This is a genomic window from Streptomyces mesophilus (assembly GCF_040300965.1).
Classification (GTDB): Bacteria; Actinomycetota; Actinomycetes; order Streptomycetales; family Streptomycetaceae; genus Streptomyces; species Streptomyces mesophilus_A.
Genome location: NZ_JBEPEW010000042.1, coordinates 17,585 through 34,166 on the forward strand (window position 1 = coordinate 17,585; position 16,582 = coordinate 34,166).

Sequence of the window (16,582 nt, forward strand, 5' to 3'; positions counted from 1 at the left end):
AGATCCGCGATGCGCACCCACACCGTGACCGGCAGCCCCTACGGCCCGCTCACCCTGGTCGCGACGGACGGCGTGCTGTCCGGCCTGTACATGACCGGTCAGCGCCACCGCCCGGCCGAGGAGACCTTCGGCCACCCGGACGACACCGGCTTCGAGCCGGTCGTCGAGCAGCTCACCGCGTACTTCGCTGGCGACCGCACGGACTTCGACCTGCCGCTCCACCTGGACGGCACCGAGTTCCAACGCACTGTATGGGCAGAGCTGTTGAAGATCCCGTACGGCGAGACCCGCTCCTACGGCGAACTCGCCGAAGCCCTCGGCAACCCCGCCGCCTCCCGTGCCGTCGGCCTCGCCAACGGCAAGAACCCGATCGGCATCATCGTCCCCTGCCACCGTGTCGTCGGCGCGAACGGAAGTCTCACCGGCTACGGCGGCGGCATCGAGCGCAAGCGTCAGCTGCTCGACTTCGAGCGGCAGGGGGCGGCGAACGCGCTGTTCTAGCCGGTGAGTTCGCCCAGGAGGCGGGGCAGCGCCTCGCCGATCGGCTCCCGTACGACCTCGGCCGCCATCATGTCGTACGGAGCCGGATCGGCGTTGACGATCACGAGGCGCGCCCCGTGCTCCGCGGCGATCCCGGCGAGCGAGGCGGCCGGCTGGACCTGGAGGCTGCTGCCCACGGCGAAGAACAGGTGGCACGCCTTCGCGATGCTCATCGCCTCACCGATCACCATCGGGTCGAGACGCTCACCGAACATCACGGTCGCCGACTTGAGCACACCGCCGCACGACCGGCAGGCGGGGTCCTCCTCGCCGGCCTCGACCCGGGCGAGCGCGGCCTCCATCGGTGCCCGGTCGTGGCAGGCGATGCACACCACTTCCCGTGCGGTGCCGTGCAGTTCGAGCACCTTGCGCGCGGAGAGTCCGGCGCGCTGATGCAGCCCGTCGACGTTCTGCGTCAGCACCCGCACGGGGATCCCGCGCTCTTCGAGCCCGGCGATCGCGCGATGCGCGGCGTTGGGCTCGGCATGCCGGGCGGGGCCGCTGCGGCGCATCTGCCAGGCACGGCGCCGGATCTCCGGATCGCTCACGTAGTAGTCGTACGTGACGAGCTTCTCGGCCTCGGGATCGCGCCGCCACAGCCCGTTGGGCCCCCGGTAGTCGGGGATCCCGGAGTCGGTGGAGACACCGGCGCCGGTGAGGATCGCGACGAGTGGCTTGGTCATGGGGCCGAGGGTACGGAGCGTGGGGTGCGAGGGGCGAGCGGGTTTCTCCGCGGCCCCGCACGGACACGCCGACTCCGATCCGGTACGAATCCGTCCGCGCGCGGCCGTTCGCACCTCGCGCCGCCGGGTTTGCTGCTGGGCTGGGACCCATGAGCCGTATGACCGCCCGCAGCCGGCACGAGCAGCACAGGGCAGCGACCCCGCTGGAGCTGCTCTTCGATCTCTGTTTCGTCGTGGCCGTCGCCCAGGCCAACTCCCGCCTCGTGCATGCCTTCGCCGAGAGCCACTGGCAGCAAGGGATCGCCGGCTATCTCGCCGTGTTCTTCGCGATCTGGTGGGCCTGGATGAACTTCACGTGGTTCGCCTCGGCCTACGACACGGACGACGCCCTGTACCGCGTCGTGACCCTGGTCCAGATCACCGGCGTCCTGATCCTGGCGGCCGGAGTCCCGCGCGCCTTCGACGACGGCGACTTCACCCTGGCGGTCATCGGGTACGTGGTGATGCGTCTGGCCCTGACCTTCCAGTGGCTGCGCGCCGCCCACGGCAGTGCCGATCCGGCCGAGCGCCGGGTCGCCCGGCGGTACGCGGCCGGCCTGGTGCTGACCCAACTCGGCTGGATCGGCATGCTGTTCGTGCCCGACGCGGCCCGCGGCTATGTGTTCGTGGCCCTCATGCTGGCCGAACTCGCCGTACCCGTGGTGGCGGAACGCGACTGGGCCACGCACTGGCACCCGCACCACATCGCCGAGCGCTACGGCCTGTTCACGCTGATCGTCCTCGGCGAGACGATCGCGGGGGCGACCGTCGCCGTCCAGCACGCCGTCGACGGCGACGGTCACGGCAGTCTCGACGGGCTGGTTCCGCTGGCCGCCGGCGGACTGCTCATCGTGTTCTGCGCGTGGTGGATCTACTTCGCGGTGCCGATCCACGAGCACCTCGCGTCCAACCGGCAGGGCTTCGTATGGGGATACGGCCACTTCCTGGTCTTCGCCGCGGCCGCCGCGATCGGTGCGGGCGTCGAGCTGGCCGTCGAGCAGACGGTCGGCGAGGCGCATATCTCCGAACGCGCGGCCACGGCGGCCGTGACCGTGCCCGCGGCGCTGTTCTTCCTCGTCGTTTGGCTGCTGCACGCGCGCCACTTCAAGCGCACGACCGTCCAGCAGCTCACCCTGCCCGTCGGCGCGCTGACCATCCTCCTGTGCACCCTCGCCGGATCCGCCGGGGTGCCGCTCGCCGGGGTGGCGGCCGCACTCACCGTGGTCGTGGGGCACACGCTCAGCAGACGGGGTGCGCAGGCCGCGGCGGCCTGACCGGTGGCGGGGCCGGAAGGCCCCGCCACAGCCGGTGCACGGTCAGCGAGCCGCGCGTGGGCGGCTCGGCTCAGGAAGCCGCCCGCTGTCTGCTCAGCTCAGAGAGCTGCGCGTGAGCGGCTGCCCAGTCAGCCGCCCGCTCAGCTCAGGAAATCCCGCGCGATCTGCTCGGCCACCCGCTCCAGGATCGGTCCGGCCTCGGCGATGCACTTGGCCACATCCGGCTCGACCGACGTCAGCGGATACGCCCGCCGGATACCGGCCTTGCCCAGGGCCTCCGGCGGCAGCGCGAGCCGGCCGCACACCGCGACGACCTCGAGACCGGCCGCACGGGCCGCCGCGGCGACGCCCGCCGGTGCCTTGCCGTGCAGGGTCTGCTCGTCGAGCGAGCCCTCACCCGTGATCACCAGCGTCGCGCGCGACAGGGCGGGCGCGAAGCCGAGCACGTCGAGCATGACCTCGATCCCGGGACGGAACCGCGCACCGAGCGCGACCAGCGCGCCGTAGCCGATACCGCCCGCGGCACCCGCGCCCGGGGAGGCGGCGAGCTCGGCGGCCTTCGGACCGATGGCCTTCTCGAGGACCTGCGCGAAGTGCGCGAGCGCGGCGTCCAGGGTCTCGACGTCCTCGGGCGTCGCGCCCTTCTGCGGACCGTAGACCGCCGGCGCGCCCTTCGGGCCCGTCAGCGGATTGTCGACGTCGCTCGCCAGGACCAGGTCCACCTCGGCGAAGCGCGGATCGATGCCCGAGAGGTCCGCGGTGGCGAGATCGGCCAGCGGACCGCCGCCCGCGCCTACCGGCTCGCCGGCCGCGTCGAGGAACTTCGCGCCGAGCGCGGCCAGCATGCCCGCGCCGCCGTCGGTCGTGGCGCTGCCACCGACACCGAAGACGATCGTGCGCGCGCCCGCGTCGAGCGCCGCGAGCAGCAGCTCGCCGGAGCCGTACGTGGTCGAGGTGAGCGGGGCGAAGACTCCCTCGGGGAGCAGCTGGAGACCGGAGGCCTCGGCCATCTCGACCACGGCGGTGTCGCCCCGTAGCGCATAGGCGGCCGTGACCGGCGTGCCCAGCGGGCCCGTGACCTCTGCCTCACGCCGCTCGAAGCCGCCCGCGACCGCCGCCGCCACCGTGCCGTCGCCGCCGTCGGCGACCGGCAGTGCCTCGACCTCGAGGTCCGGCAGCACACGGCGCAGCCCGGCCGTGACCCGCTCGGCGACCTGTACGGCCGTGAGCGAACCCTTGAACTTGTCCGCGGCTATCAGCACCCGACTCTCCGTCGACGAGTGAGCCGCCGAGTGAGCCGTCTCTGCAGCGTCCGCCACCTTGGTTCCCCTTGCTTTCGGGCCTTGCTCGCGTCAAGGCAGTCGCGCCGCCCCGACCTTAACCGGAGCATGGGGTCCCTGCCCATGGCCACCCGGACGGCGAGACGGCGCGCCCAGGCGAAAAACACCACTATTTCCGACCATAGTGGGGCGTCATGAGCACGGAAACGATCGATCAGAACGGCCCCACGGACCCGCCGGGCCCGCCCGGACGCACGGATCCCGCCGAGCCCGGTGGCCCCGCCGAAGAGCGTGCGCCCGACCTCACAGTCGTCGGTATCGGTGTGGCGGTCGTCGTCGGGGTCGTGGCCTGGGCGGCGATCGGAAAGTCCTCCTTCGACAGCGCCTCGTCGACCGCCCTTGCCTGGGTCCTGGAGAACTTCGCCTGGCTGTTCGTGATCTCCGCGGACATCTTCCTGGTCCTCTGTGTCGTGATCGCCGTCAGCCGCTTCGGCCAGATCCGCCTCGGCCGGGACGACTCCGAGCCCGAGTTCACCAACCTCGCGTGGATCGCGATGATGTTCAGCGCCGGCATGGGCATCGGCCTGATGTTCTACGGGGTCGGCGAACCGCTCCAGCACTACCTGAGCCCTCCGCCCGCGGCGGCCGGTGTCGAACCGCGCACGGACGCCGCGGCCGGTACGGCGCTGCAGTACTCGTTCTTCCACTGGACGCTGACCCCCTGGGCGATCTACGGCATCGCCGGCCTCGCCCTCGCCTACGCGGGCTTCCGCAAGGGCCGCGGCAACCGCCTCAGCTCGGTCTTCGTCCCGCTGATCGGCGCGCGGCGCGCGGCAGGCTGGCCGGGCCGCCTGATCGATCTGCTCGCGGTCTTCGCCACGGTCTTCGGGACCGCGACCAGCCTCGGTGTCGGCGCGCTCCAGGTGGCCAAGGGCCTCAACCTGACCACCGGCGTCAAGGACTCCACCCCGCTGGAGGTGATCATCATCGTGGCGCTGGGCGCGGCCTTCGTAGGCTCCGCGTTCTCGGGTCTGCACAAGGGCGTCAAATGGCTCTCGACGCTCAACATCGTGCTCGCCGCCTGCCTGATGACCTTCATCTTCGTCATCGGCCCGACCGTCTACATCCTGGACGCGATCCCCGCGAGCGTCGGCAACTACCTGATCAACCTGATCCCCATGGCCACCCGCACCGGTGCCTTCACCGACAGCTCCTGGCTGGGCAGCTGGACGATCTTCTACTGGGCATGGTGGATGTCCTGGGCGCCCTTCGTCGGCACCTTCATCGCCCGGATCTCCCGCGGCCGTACGATCCGTGAGTTCCTCGTCGGCGTCCTGCTCGTGCCCAGCGCGGCGACCGTCGTGTGGTTCTGCGTCATGGGCGGTACGGGCATCCGCCTCGACGCCACCGGTGAGGCCGACATGGCGGGGAAGATCTCCGACGGGCCCGAGGCCGCGCTGTTCGCGATGCTCGACGCGCTGCCGATCGGCACCGTCACCTCGTGGATCGCGATGATCCTCGTGATGACCTACTTCGTCACCAGCGCCGACTCGGCCTCCCTGGTGATGGGTTCGCTCACCAGCCGCGGGGCCCTGCACCCCAAGACCTGGCTCGTGGTGGTCTGGGGCGTACTGATGGCGGCGGTCGCTGCCGTGCTCCTTGTCGCGGGCGGCCTCAACTCCCTGCAGAGCGCGACCATCCTCGTCGCCCTGCCCTTCGTCATCGTGATGCTCGCCCTGTGCTGGGCCCTGCTCAAGGAGCTCCGCGAGGACCCGGGCGCGGGACCGCCCCGCCACCACGCGCTGCGCGGTATGCGCGACGCGGTCAAGGCGATGGTCGGCGACGCGATCACCGAACAGTCACCTACCCGCCACCACCGGCTGCGCCGGGCCGTGAAGTCCCGCAGCCAGGACGAGGACTGACCACATGAGACGTACGCAGGCAGTGGCCGCCGCCGTGCTGTCGGCCCTCTCCCTGGCCGCCCCGGCCGCCGCCGCACCCCATCCCGAACCGCTGATCAGGACCGGCGACATCGATGTGCTCGAGGACGTGCTCGAGCACATCAGCGTGCCGCTCGGCGAGGGCGGCAGGGCGGTGCACCAGCTGTACGGGGCGGAGAAATGACCCTGGCCCCCATGGCGCCGGCGGTGGTTACAGTGCCCTGGTGACGACAGCTGACTTTGCCACGTATATCGCCGGCCTCCCGAAGATCCTCGCGGGCGCGGCGATGCTGCTGCGCGACGAGATGGGCCGGGTGCTGCTCGTCGAGCCCAACTACCGCGAGGGATGGGCGCTTCCGGGCGGCACGATCGAGTCGGACCAGGGCGAGACCCCACGGCAGGCGGCCCGCCGCGAGACGCTCGAGGAGACCGGGCTCGACGTCACCCCGGGCGCACTCCTCGCCGTCGACTGGGCCCAGGGCCCGGACCGTCCGCCGCTCGCCGCGTACCTCTACGACGGAGGCGTCCATCCCGAGCAGACCTTCGAGACGATCACCCTCCAGTCCGAGGAACTCGACTCCTGGCGCCTGATCCCCGCCACCGACCTCGACACATACCTGCACCCCGCCCTGGCCCGCCGCGTCCGCGCGGCGCTGACGGTGCTGGAGCAGGGCCGGGGCCCGGCGGAACTGGAGAACGGGTTCCCTGCTTAGCCCCTGCGGCGTTTGAGCAGATCCGAACGAAGTGCGGATGCAGGGGTCCGGGGCGAAGCCCCGGTTTCGGGAAGGGGCGCCGGGGGCGACGAATAGGAGCCCCCGGAAACCCCGGGATACCGGCCCCCACAAGCACCCCGGCCCACCCTGCCCGGACCGACGATCTCACCCCACCGCCAACCGATGCGCATCCAAAGCGAGCGTCATCTCCGTGAGATCCCGCGGCCGCGACAGATCCCGCCCCGTGAGCTGTTCGAGCCGCCGCAACCGGTTGAAGACCGTGTTGCGGTGGCAGTACAGGCGCCCGGCCGCCCGCCCCGCGGACCCCTCACAGTCGAGCCACGCGTTCAGCGTCTCCAGGAGGACCGCACGGTCCGCGGGATCCAGTGAGAGCAGCGGGCCGAACACGTCCTTCACCAGACGGCCCGCCAACTCCGGCTGCCCCACCACAAGTGCCGTGGGCACTCGCCGGTCCAGACGGACGATCGCCGTCGAATCGGGCGGACACGTCCGCAGTGCCAACTCGGCAAGCCGCCGCGCCCGCCCCAGCTCCGCGAGCCCGCCGACCACGGGCGAGATCCCGCCGGGCCCGGTGCACCCCGCCTCGAGCAGACCGGACAGCGCGTCCAGACCCACCGACGTGTCCAGCGCCGCGACCCCCAACTCGCAGTCCGCCCGCATCCGCCAGACGAAGCGGACTCCCGTCGCCCGGATCAGCCGGTGCAACGGCTCGCTGCCGTCGCGCCGGTCGAGCGGCAGGACGACCACCGCGTACCGGCCCTGCTCGGGAAGATCGAGGCCGGCCGCCGCGCGCGAGGTGAGCTCGGGCGCGTCCTGGCCGTCGAGCAGCGCGTCGAGCAGCGCCTGCAACCGCTCGTCGGTACGGCGGCGCAGCTCGAGCTCCGTGGCGCGGTAGGCCTCCGAGAGCGTGTCCTCCTGGTCGTTGACCGCCGACCAGACCATCGAGGCCGACTGCATCAGGACGGGCAGCCGTTCCGGATGCCCTCGCTGGGCCTCGGCGAGCAACTCGTCCCAGACCAGCCGGCCCGCCTGCCGGTACGCGTGCACCAGAAGATTCAGCGGCAGCCCCTGCTGGGCGCTGCGCCGGCCCATCGCCTCGGCGTACTCCAGATCCCGGCGTGGCGAGTGCTTCGGTGCGCAGAGCGCCTCGATCCCGATCCGCATGGCCGTCTCGGCCTGCTGCCAGTGCTGGTCGTAGGGGATGACGTGTTCGTAGGTGGGGGAGTGTGCGTCGAGCAGCCGAAGATGCCCGTCGACCAGGTCCGCAAGGCGCGTGAGAAGCGCTTCGCAGGTCTCGGCCAGTACCTTCCACTCCTGCTTGGTGCGAGGTCCTCGAGCTGCCATGAGCGCCGAGGATGCCACCTGGATCCCCGGGCGGATAGGCCCCTGACACGGGGTCTTGTGCTGCAGCACAACGGCCGGGCGCCTCGCCTGGTCATGGGCAACGTTTCATTACTGACCCGTAGACATACCGGCTGGTCGGTGCTGATTCTGTGCCGACCCCAAACCGCGTCGCCCTGGACGGGCCCGCCTCTGAAAGGGGAGCCATGCAAGGTGCCGCACTTACCGTGCGCGACCTGTCGGCGTCCTACGGACCCGTGCGTGCCCTGCGCTCGGTCTCGCTCGACGTACCCGAGGGCGGTGTCGTCACCGTGCTCGGCGGCAACGGCGCAGGGAAGTCGACGCTGCTGCGCGCCATCTCCCGCACTCTCGCCTTCCACGGCGGCTCCGCCACCGGGACGGTGCAGTTCGACGGAAAGCCCGTACATGCGCAAGGAGCAGACCGGATCGTCGCCCAGGGGATCTGCCAAGTGCCCGAGGGGCGGCAGGTGTTCGCGCGGATGACCGTCGAGGACAATCTGCGCGCCGGCGCACTCGGTTCCCGCGGCGACCGCGGGGCGAAGTCCGCCGCGATGCGCCGCGTCCACGAACTGTTCCCGGTGCTCGCCGACCGCGCCCACCAGCGCGCCGGCCTGCTCTCCGGCGGCGAGCAGCAGATGCTCGCGGTCGGCCGTGCGCTGATGGCCGAGCCGAAGCTGCTGCTGCTCGACGAGCCCTCGCTCGGACTCGCGCCGATGATGGCGACCCGGATCGCCGACACCATCCGAGAGATCAACTCCCAAGGGGTCTCGGTCCTGTTGGTCGAACAGAACGCCGCCCTCGCGCTCAAGCTGGCGAAGACCGCGTACGTCCTGGAGGTCGGCGAAGTCACCCTCTCCGGCAACGCCGACGAACTCGTCGCATCGGACGAGGTGCGCCGCCGCTATCTCGGCGTCGTCGACGAGGACGCCGCGGCCGACGCCTCACAGGCGGCCGCCAAGCATCCGGTCCTCGCACGCTGGGAGGACAGCCGATGAGCGCCCCCGCGGTCCCCGCACTCGAAGTACGCGCCCTGACCGTCAAGTTCGCCGGCCTCACCGCACTCGACGCCGTCGACTTCACGGTGGCGCCCGGCACCGTGCACGCGGTCATCGGGCCCAACGGCGCGGGCAAGTCCACCTGCTTCAACGTCCTGTCGGGCGTCTACCGGGCCACCTCCGGCAGCGTCCGCTTCGGCGAGCAGGAACTGACCGGCGAACCTCCGCACCGTATCGCCGCGTTGGGCATCGCCCGCACCTTCCAGAACCTGGCCCTTCCCCCGCTCGCCACGGTCGCTGACTCGCTGCTGCTCGGCCGCCACCGCCTCACCCGTACCGGCTTCGTGGCCTCGGGTCTGCGGCTGCGGTCCGCCGTACGCGAAGAGGTGCGGCACCGCGAACGGGTGCGGGAGATCGCCGCGTTCGTCGGCATCGAGGAGCACCTCGCCAAGCCCGCGGGCTCTCTCCCGTACGGCCTCCAGAAGCTCGCCGAACTCGCCCGCGCTCTGTGCATGGAACCTCAACTCCTGCTGCTCGACGAGCCGGTGGCCGGGATGACCGCCGACGAGCGGCGGCGCACGGCGGGGGTGATCGCGGGTGTACGCGACAGCCTCGGTATCTCGATCGTCCTCGTGGAGCACGACATGGGCATGGTCATGCGGCTCGCCGACTCGGTGACCGTCCTCGACTTCGGCAGGCGCATAGCCGACGGCACGCCCGCCGACGTACAGAACGATCCGGCAGTGGTACGCGCCTACCTCGGCCAGAGCGAGGAGACCGCGTCATGACCACCTTCATCGAACTCCTGCTCAACGGCGTCTCGATGGGCTCCGTGTACGCCCTGATCGCGCTGGGTTTCGTGGTCATCTTCAAGGCCACCGAGGTGGTCAACTTCGCGCACGCCTCACTGCTGTTGGCGGGCGGCTATGTCACCGCCGTACTCCACGAGGACATCGGCTTCTGGCCGGCCCTGATCGTCGGCATCGCGGGCGCGGCCCTGGTGGGCGCCGCGATCGAGTTCCTGGTGATGCGGCGCTACCGGGGCAAGGACCACAGCGTCCTCGCGATCGCCACGATCGGTGTCGACATCCTGCTCGTCACCGATCTGACCCGCCGTATCGGCACCGATGTGCTCGCGGTCGGCGACCCGTGGGGCGACTCGCTCCTGCAGATCGGCCCGGTGACGATCGCGCACACCCGGATCGCCGCGTTCCTGGCGGCCGGACTGCTGATCACGGCGTTCCTGCTCGCGTTCCGCTACACCTCGTGGGGCGTGGCGATGCGCGCCGCCGCCGAGAACGCGGAGACCGCCGCCCTGATGGGCATCCGCCTGGGCCGGGTATCGCTCGGCGCCTGGGCGGTGGCGGGCGGACTCGCCGCCGTGGCCGCGCTGTTCCTCACCGTGTTCCCGACGCCCGGCCTCGAACGCGCCACGTCGCTCGCCGCCCTGAAGGCGTTCCCCGCGGCGATCCTCGGCGGCCTCGACTCCACCACGGGCGCCCTGGTCGGCGGACTGATCGTCGGGGTCACCGAGTCGCTCGCGACCGGCTACCAGAGCGATCTCACCTTCCTGGGACGGGGACTCGGCGAACTCGCGCCGTATCTCGTCATGGTCGCGATCCTCCTCGTCCGCCCCGCAGGCCTGTTCGGTACGAAGGAGCTCGCCCGTGTCTGACGTCCTGACCAAGCCGGCCCCCGAGGTGCCGGTGGCACCCAAGCGGAAACTGCCCGGCCCACGGGTGTACGTATGGATCGCGGGCTGCGTCCTGCTGCTCGTGCTGCCGTTCTACCTGGAGCGGTTCTGGCTGCAGGCGGGCCTGTTCGCGATGGCCGCGGCCATCGGCGCGATCGGCCTCAACCTGCTGACCGGCGCCACCGGCCAGCTCTCCATGGGCCATGCCTTCTTCCTCGCCGTGGGCGCGTACGGCTACTGCGCCTTCGCCGGGAACGGAGACGACGGCCTCACCGGTCTCGGCCTGCCGACCGGGATCGCGATGATCCTCGCCGTCGGGCTCGCGGGTATCGCCGGCGGCGTCTTCAGCCCCATCGCGGGCCGGCTGCGCGGCGCGTACCTCGGTATCGCCACCCTCGCGCTGATCTTCATCGGCCAGCACGTGCTCTTCAACGCGCACGATCTGACCGGTGGCTTCAACGGCCGCGACGTACCGTCGCTCAACGTCTTCGGTCTGCACTTCGACGACAGCGAACTGCTCGTCGCCGGCGTGCCGTTCGGAGCCTCGGAGAAGCTCTGGTACCTGGGGCTCGTGCTGCTCGTCGCCGGCGCCCTGTTCGCCCGCGGAGTGCTGCGCGGCCGTCCGGGACGCGCCATGAACGCGATCCGCGACCACCAGATCGCGGCCGGCGTGATGGGGGTGCCCGTCGCCCGCTACCGGGCCGCGGTCTTCGTCCTGTCGTCCATGTACGCGGGCCTGGCGGGCGTCCTGCTCGCCATGGTCTTCCAGCGCACCGTGCCCGAGTACTTCGGCATGGTCCTCTCGCTCGAATATCTCGCCATGATCGTGATCGGCGGCCTCGGTTCGGTCTCCGGTGCCGTCGTCGGCGCGGTCTTCGTGTCCTTGCTGCCCCAGATCCTCACCCGCTACAGCGACTCTCTGCCCCTGGTCAACGACGCCGGCACCGGCGGAGTCAGTCCGGGCGAGGCCGCGAAGTACCTCTACGGCGCGGCCCTCGTGGCCGTCGTCCTCTTCCTGCCGGGCGGACTTGTCCGCCTCGCCGCCCGGCGTTCGAAAGCAACACCAGGGGAACCCTCCGGCTCTGAAGGGAACGACCGATGACAACAGCGCGTGCACACAGGAGGAAGGCCACGGCGGCGGCGATCGCCGCGGTCCTGGCCATCGCGGGAGCTGCGGGCTGCAGCTCCAAGGCGAAGGACAAGGACGACGGCAAGGCGGGCGCCGGGGGTGTGAAGACCGGTGTGGGGGTCACCGACAAGACGATCAAGCTCGGTGCTCTGACCGATATGACCGGTGTGTACGCCACGCTGGGTAAGAGCGTCACCCAGGCCCAGCAGCTCTACGTGAAGCAGACCAACGCCGCCGGCGGCATTTGTGGTCGCAAACTGGAACTGACGGTTCGGGACCACGGGTACGACCCGCAGAAGGCCGTCGCGGGCTACACGGAGCTGGAACCGGAGGTGCTCGGCTTCGCCCAGTTCATCGGTTCGCCGTTCGTCGCGTCCGTCAAGCAGCGCATCGACGCGGACAAGCCCCTGGTGCTTCCGCAGGCATGGTCGGCCTCGCTGCTCGGCTCCCCGTACGTGCGCGTCCTCGGCTCCACGTACGACATCGAGACGATCAACGCGATCGACTTCCTGATGAAGGAGAAGGGCCTCAAGAAGGGCGACAAGATCGGTCATGTCTACTTCGAGGGCGACTACGGCGAGAACGCGCTCTCCGGCTCGAAGTACATGGCCGAGCAGAACGATCTGACCATCGTCGAGCAGAAGATCAAGCCGACCGACAACGACATGACCGCGCAGGTCGCCGCGCTCAAGAAGGCCGGCGTCAAGGCCATCGTGATCAGCGCGGGCCCGCGCCAGGCGGCTTCGCTCGTAGGCGTCGCTGCGGCCGGCGGCATGAAGGTGCCGATCATCGGCAACAACTCCGCGTACGCCCCGCAGCTGCTCGCCACCCAGGCGGCGCCCGCCCTGGAGGCGATGTACTTCGTGTCGACGCCTTCGCTGCCGATCGGCGACGACGCCGAGGGCCCGAGCAAGCTGGCCGGGGACTATGCGGCCGCGTACCCGAAGGACGCCCTGGACAACGGCGTCGTGGCGGGCTGGACCGCCGCCACGACCATGGGCGAGGCGCTCAAGCGGGCCTGCGAGAAGAAGGACCTCACGCGTGAGGGCGTCGACAAGGCGCTCCTGACCATCAAGGACTGGGACGCGGGCTTCGGCGTCCACAACTTCACGGACCCGAACGCGCCCTCGTCCCTGGAGAGCGTCATCATCAAGCCGGACAAGGCCGCGAAGGGCGGCTCCTCGGTGGTCCGCGAGGCCGAGGTCTCCGAGGCCGCGCAGGGCTTCAAGCGCTCCTGACCCGTTCTGAACGTATGAGGGGCCCGGACCGATTCGGTCCGGGCCCCTCATACGCGCTCCTGGACGGAGCTCTGCGGGGACGGCAGGGCCGCCGGGGCCTCCCCCTCCCCACCGCGGGCAGTCGTGCCGCAGGGCGATGGGGGTCCCCCTGCTCGAACGCAGTTGAGAGCTTGGGGGAGGGTGGGCGCGGCACATACGGCTACGCCGCCTCCGACGGTCGCCCAGCGCGAAGGGCCCCAACCGAAACGGTTGGGGCCCTTCGTCACGTAACGAGGACTAAGGCAGCTGCGCCGCCCGCGCTTCCCTCCGGTTGTCCCGGAAGTTGTTCACCCGGCGGGCCGTGGCGAACAGCGGGATGACCGCGCCGAGCACCAGCTGGAGCGCACAGCCGGTCTGCAGCAGCAGCTGGCCACCGGGAGCGTCGAACGCCCACGCCGCCAGCAGACCCATGCTGAGCACGATCCACGACAGCATCGCGACAGCCAGGCGGCCACGCGGCTTCGGGTACTCGACCCGCGAGACCATCAGCCAGGCCGTACCGGCGACCGCGAGCAGCGTCGCGACGAACGGCAGCTCCAGGAGCACGATCGAGACGACCGTCAGCGCGCCGAACGGGGAAGGCATGCCCTGGAAGGTGCCGTCCTTCACCGTGACGCACGAGAACCGCGCAAGCCGCAGCACCACCGCCAACAGCACCACGATCGCCCCGACCGCGGCCACCTTCTGGTGGGCGCCGTCCGTCACCATGCCGTAGACGAGCACGAAGTACGCGGGCGCGAGACCGAAGCTGATCAGGTCCGAGAGGTTGTCCAGCTCGGCGCCCATCGGCGAGGAACGCAGCTTGCGCGCCACAAGGCCGTCGAACAGGTCGAAGACGGCGGCACACAGCATCAGGATCACGGCCGTGGCCGCGCTGCGCTGTGCCATGCCCACTTCTTCACTGCCCGTGAAGTGCGGGATGAGGATGCCGGTGGTGGTGAAGTACACCGCCATGAACCCGCAGGTGGCGTTCCCGAGGGTGAGGGTGTCCGCTATTGAGAGGCGGAGCGACAGAGGCATTTCCTCCTCGTCGTCCTCCTCGGCTTCCGGGACCCAGCCGGCCTGTGTATCAGGATCAACCACGGTCAATGCGAGTCACCCCAGCCACGGTCTTCTGCCCCACTTCCACATCCACCTCGATGCCCTCGGGCAGGTAGATGTCCACGCGCGAGCCGAAGCGGATCAGACCGATGCGCTCGCCCTGCTCGACCTTGGTGCCCTGCGGCACGTACGGCACGATGCGACGGGCGACCGCTCCCGCGATCTGGACCATCTCGATGTCGCCGAGCTCGGTGTCGAAGTGCCAGACAACGCGCTCGTTGTTCTCGCTCTCCTTGTTGAACGCCGGGACGAATCCACCGGGAATGTGCTCGACCGACGTCACCGTGCCCGCCAGGGGCGCGCGGTTGACGTGCACGTTCAACGGGCTCATGAAGATCGCGACGCGGGTGCGCCCGTCCTTCCACGGCATGATGCTCTGCACCACACCGTCGGCCGGGGAGATGACCCGGCCCTGAGCGATCTCGCGCTCGGGGTCGCGGAAGAACCACAGCATGCCCGCCGCCAGAGCGGTGGCGGGTACGGCGACGGCCTTCGCGGCGCCGGAGCGGCGCGAGCGGACGAGGCTGAGAGCTGCGGTGGCGACGGTCGGCAGAAGCCACGGCGACGCTCCGCGAGCAAGGCGTACGCCGCGGCGGCTGTCGCTTGGTGCAGAGTTCTGGCTGTGGGGCATGGATGACCTTCGTAGCGGATGATGCCGCGCTGTGACGGGGGACGGCGGCTTTCCCGGGATGGTAGCGGTTGCGCACCGCAACTGGGCAAGCCAGGAAGCCGAGTCGGAGGCCGAACAGCGCTCACAGGGTGTGATCTTCGCCCTTGACGAACCGCCCCAAAGGGGACGTTCAGCCCTGAACTCGATATTCCTCGAGCAGCCTTCGACCAATGATCATTTTCTGGATCTCGGCGGTACCTTCACCGATCAGCAGCATCGGGGCTTCGCGGTAGAGACGCTCGATCTCGTACTCCTTGGAGAACCCGTACCCACCGTGGATACGGAACGCGTCCTCCACGACTTCCTTGCAGTACTCGGAGGCGAGGTACTTCGCCATCCCTGCTTCGAGGTCGTTTCGCTCGCCTGTGTCCTTTTTGCGTGCTGCATTCACCATCATCGCATGCGCGGCTTCGACCTTGGTGGCCATTTCGGCCAGCTTGAACTGAATCGCCTGGTGGTGGGCGATCGGCTTCCCGAAAGTGTGGCGTTGCTGGGCGTACGAGACGCCGAGTTCGAAAGCACGTTGTGCGACGCCGCAGCCACGCGCTGCGACATTCACGCGGCCGACCTCGACCCCGTCCATCATTTGGTAAAAACCGCGGCCCGTCTCACCACCCAGGACGCGATTGGCCGGAATTCGCAGGCCGTCCATGATGAGTTCGGTGGTGTCGACCCCCTTGTAACCCATCTTGTCGATCTTTCCCGGAATGGTCAGACCCGGTCGGACCTCGCCGAATCCCGGCTCCTTTTCGATCAAGAAGGTCGTCATCGACTTATGGGCCGGGGTGCCCTCGGGGTGTCCTTCGTCACTTCGTACGAGAACGGCGACCAAAGTCGACGTTCCGCCATTGGTCAACCACATCTTCTGGCCGTTCAGGACGTACTCGTCGCCGTCCTTGACCGCCTTCGACGTGATCGCCGACACATCGGAGCCGAGACCGGGTTCGGACATCGAGAACGCGCCACGGACCTCGCCGGCCGCCATGCGCGGCAGGAAGTGGTCCCTCTGCTCCTGTGTGCCGTGCTGCTTGAGCATGTACGCCACGATGAAGTGCGTGTTGATGATCCCGGACACGGACATCCAGCCGCGCGCGATCTCCTCCACGCAGAGCGCGTACGTGAGCAGCGACTCGCCCAGGCCCCCGTACTCCTCGGGGATCATCAGGCCGAACAGGCCCAACTCCTTGAGCCCGTCGACGATGTCCTGCGGGTACTCGTCGCGGTGCTCGAGCTCGGTGGCGACCGGAATGATCTCTTTGTCCACGAAGTCCCGTACGGTGGACAGGATTTCCTGCTGGATGTCCGTCAGTCCGGCGGTCTGGGCGAGTCGGGCCATGAGTCTCAGCGCTCCTGCTAGCAGTTAGAGAGAAGGGGTCGGGCGGCCGGGCTGCTCGCCGCCGCGCTCCTTGATGTACGTCTCGGTGGGGACCATGACCTTGCGGCGGAAGACGCAGACGAGGGTGCCGTCCTGCTTGTAGCCCTTGGTCTCGACGTAGACGATTCCGCGGTCGCTCTTCGACTTCGAAGGCGTCTTGTCGAGGACGGTGGTCTCGCCGTAGATCGTGTCGCCGTGGAAGGTCGGCGCCACGTGCTTGAGCGACTCGACCTCCAGGTTGGCGATCGCCTTGCCGGAGACGTCCGGGACGGACATGCCGAGCAGGAGCGAGTAGATGTAATTGCCGACGACGACGTTCTTGCCGAAGTCCGTCGTCTGCTCCGCATAGTTCGCGTCCATGTGGAGCGGGTGGTGGTTCATGGTGAGCAGACAGAAGAGGTGGTCGTCGTACTCGGTGACCGTCTTTCCGGGCCAGTGCTTGTAGACGGCGCCGATCTCGAACTCTTCGTAGGTGCGGCCGAACTGCATG

General features: G+C 69.6%; 17 protein-coding genes. 10 read left to right on the top strand and 7 right to left on the bottom strand.

Annotated elements, in window-relative coordinates; translation table 11 throughout:
* The first annotated feature begins 9 nt into the window (after nucleotides 1-9).
* Nucleotides 10-501 carry a methylated-DNA--[protein]-cysteine S-methyltransferase gene (locus ABT367_RS17230; protein WP_352253921.1) on the top strand — a complete coding sequence of 164 codons (492 nt, stop codon included), beginning with the start codon at nucleotides 10-12 and terminating at the stop codon, nucleotides 499-501.
* Here ABT367_RS17230 and ABT367_RS17235 read toward each other — a convergent pair.
* A complete protein-coding gene (locus ABT367_RS17235) occupies nucleotides 498-1,223 on the bottom strand; it encodes an SIR2 family NAD-dependent protein deacylase (protein ID WP_352253922.1) in 726 nt (241 codons plus the stop codon). The two genes, ABT367_RS17230 and ABT367_RS17235, sit on opposite strands and share 4 nt — an antisense overlap.
* Before the next feature lie 149 nt (nucleotides 1,224-1,372).
* On the opposite strand from ABT367_RS17235, the gene ABT367_RS17240 reads away from it, so the two are divergent.
* Complete coding sequence (locus ABT367_RS17240; protein WP_352253923.1) at nucleotides 1,373-2,536, top strand: low temperature requirement protein A; 1,164 nt, start codon at nucleotides 1,373-1,375, stop codon at nucleotides 2,534-2,536.
* Between the two features lie 140 nt (nucleotides 2,537-2,676).
* On the opposite strand, the gene ABT367_RS17245 is transcribed toward ABT367_RS17240, so the two are convergent.
* Nucleotides 2,677-3,855, bottom strand: a complete 1,179-nt coding sequence (locus tag ABT367_RS17245) for a glycerate kinase (protein ID WP_434975479.1) — start codon at nucleotides 3,853-3,855, stop codon at nucleotides 2,677-2,679.
* Nucleotides 3,856-4,010: 155 nt separating this feature from the next.
* On the opposite strand from ABT367_RS17245, the gene ABT367_RS17250 reads away from it, so the two are divergent.
* The 3 genes from ABT367_RS17250 to ABT367_RS17260 are packed head-to-tail and all read left to right on the top strand — an operon-like array spanning nucleotide 4,011 to nucleotide 6,469.
* On the top strand, nucleotides 4,011-5,738 hold the full coding sequence (locus tag ABT367_RS17250) for a BCCT family transporter (protein ID WP_352253925.1): 1,728 nt from the start codon (nucleotides 4,011-4,013) through the stop codon (nucleotides 5,736-5,738).
* 4 nt (nucleotides 5,739-5,742) lie between these two features.
* On the top strand, nucleotides 5,743-5,940 hold the full coding sequence (locus tag ABT367_RS17255; RefSeq protein WP_352253926.1) for a hypothetical protein: 198 nt from the start codon (nucleotides 5,743-5,745) through the stop codon (nucleotides 5,938-5,940).
* A 40-nt stretch (nucleotides 5,941-5,980) separates the two neighbouring features.
* Nucleotides 5,981-6,469 carry an NUDIX hydrolase gene (locus ABT367_RS17260; RefSeq protein WP_352253927.1) on the top strand — a complete coding sequence of 163 codons (489 nt, stop codon included), beginning with the start codon at nucleotides 5,981-5,983 and terminating at the stop codon, nucleotides 6,467-6,469.
* Nucleotides 6,470-6,634: 165 nt separating this feature from the next.
* Here the strand turns inward: ABT367_RS17260 and ABT367_RS17265 are convergent, their stop codons facing one another.
* On the bottom strand, nucleotides 6,635-7,834 hold the full coding sequence (locus ABT367_RS17265; RefSeq protein ID WP_352253928.1) for a PucR family transcriptional regulator: 1,200 nt from the start codon (nucleotides 7,832-7,834) through the stop codon (nucleotides 6,635-6,637).
* Nucleotides 7,835-8,037: 203 nt separating this feature from the next.
* Here ABT367_RS17265 and ABT367_RS17270 point away from each other — a divergent pair, with 203 nt between their 5' ends.
* From ABT367_RS17270 to ABT367_RS17290, 5 genes are read left to right on the top strand one after another with little or no spacing between them, the layout of a single operon-like run.
* Entirely contained in the window at nucleotides 8,038-8,847 is an 810-nt protein-coding gene (locus tag ABT367_RS17270) for an ABC transporter ATP-binding protein (RefSeq protein WP_352253929.1), read from the top strand.
* On the top strand, nucleotides 8,844-9,635 hold the full coding sequence (locus tag ABT367_RS17275; protein ID WP_352253930.1) for an ABC transporter ATP-binding protein: 792 nt from the start codon (nucleotides 8,844-8,846) through the stop codon (nucleotides 9,633-9,635). Before ABT367_RS17270 ends, ABT367_RS17275 begins: the two co-directional genes overlap by 4 nt.
* On the top strand, nucleotides 9,632-10,522 hold the full coding sequence (locus ABT367_RS17280; RefSeq protein ID WP_352253931.1) for a branched-chain amino acid ABC transporter permease: 891 nt from the start codon (nucleotides 9,632-9,634) through the stop codon (nucleotides 10,520-10,522). Before ABT367_RS17275 ends, ABT367_RS17280 begins: the two co-directional genes overlap by 4 nt.
* Complete coding sequence (locus ABT367_RS17285) at nucleotides 10,515-11,642, top strand: branched-chain amino acid ABC transporter permease (RefSeq protein WP_434975480.1); 1,128 nt, start codon at nucleotides 10,515-10,517, stop codon at nucleotides 11,640-11,642. Before ABT367_RS17280 ends, ABT367_RS17285 begins: the two co-directional genes overlap by 8 nt.
* Entirely contained in the window at nucleotides 11,639-12,907 is a 1,269-nt protein-coding gene (locus tag ABT367_RS17290) for an ABC transporter substrate-binding protein (protein WP_352253932.1), read from the top strand. Before ABT367_RS17285 ends, ABT367_RS17290 begins: the two co-directional genes overlap by 4 nt.
* 276 nt (nucleotides 12,908-13,183) lie before the next feature.
* Here ABT367_RS17290 and pssA read toward each other — a convergent pair whose 3' ends face one another.
* From pssA to ABT367_RS17310, 4 genes are all read right to left on the bottom strand, one after another.
* Complete coding sequence (pssA, locus tag ABT367_RS17295) at nucleotides 13,184-13,966, bottom strand: CDP-diacylglycerol--serine O-phosphatidyltransferase (RefSeq protein WP_165331696.1); 783 nt, start codon at nucleotides 13,964-13,966, stop codon at nucleotides 13,184-13,186.
* 55 nt (nucleotides 13,967-14,021) lie between these two features.
* Nucleotides 14,022-14,678: a phosphatidylserine decarboxylase gene (locus ABT367_RS17300; protein ID WP_165331695.1), complete on the bottom strand. Its 657-nt coding sequence runs from the start codon at nucleotides 14,676-14,678 to the stop codon at nucleotides 14,022-14,024.
* 169 nt (nucleotides 14,679-14,847) lie between these two features.
* Nucleotides 14,848-16,053, bottom strand: a complete 1,206-nt coding sequence (locus ABT367_RS17305) for an acyl-CoA dehydrogenase family protein (protein ID WP_352253933.1) — start codon at nucleotides 16,051-16,053, stop codon at nucleotides 14,848-14,850.
* Between the two features lie 24 nt (nucleotides 16,054-16,077).
* The gene (locus ABT367_RS17310) at nucleotides 16,078-16,581 is read right to left on the bottom strand and encodes a MaoC family dehydratase (protein WP_352253934.1); all 504 of its coding nucleotides are present in this window, start codon (nucleotides 16,579-16,581) and stop codon (nucleotides 16,078-16,080) included.
* Nucleotide 16,582: the final 1 nt, after the last annotated feature.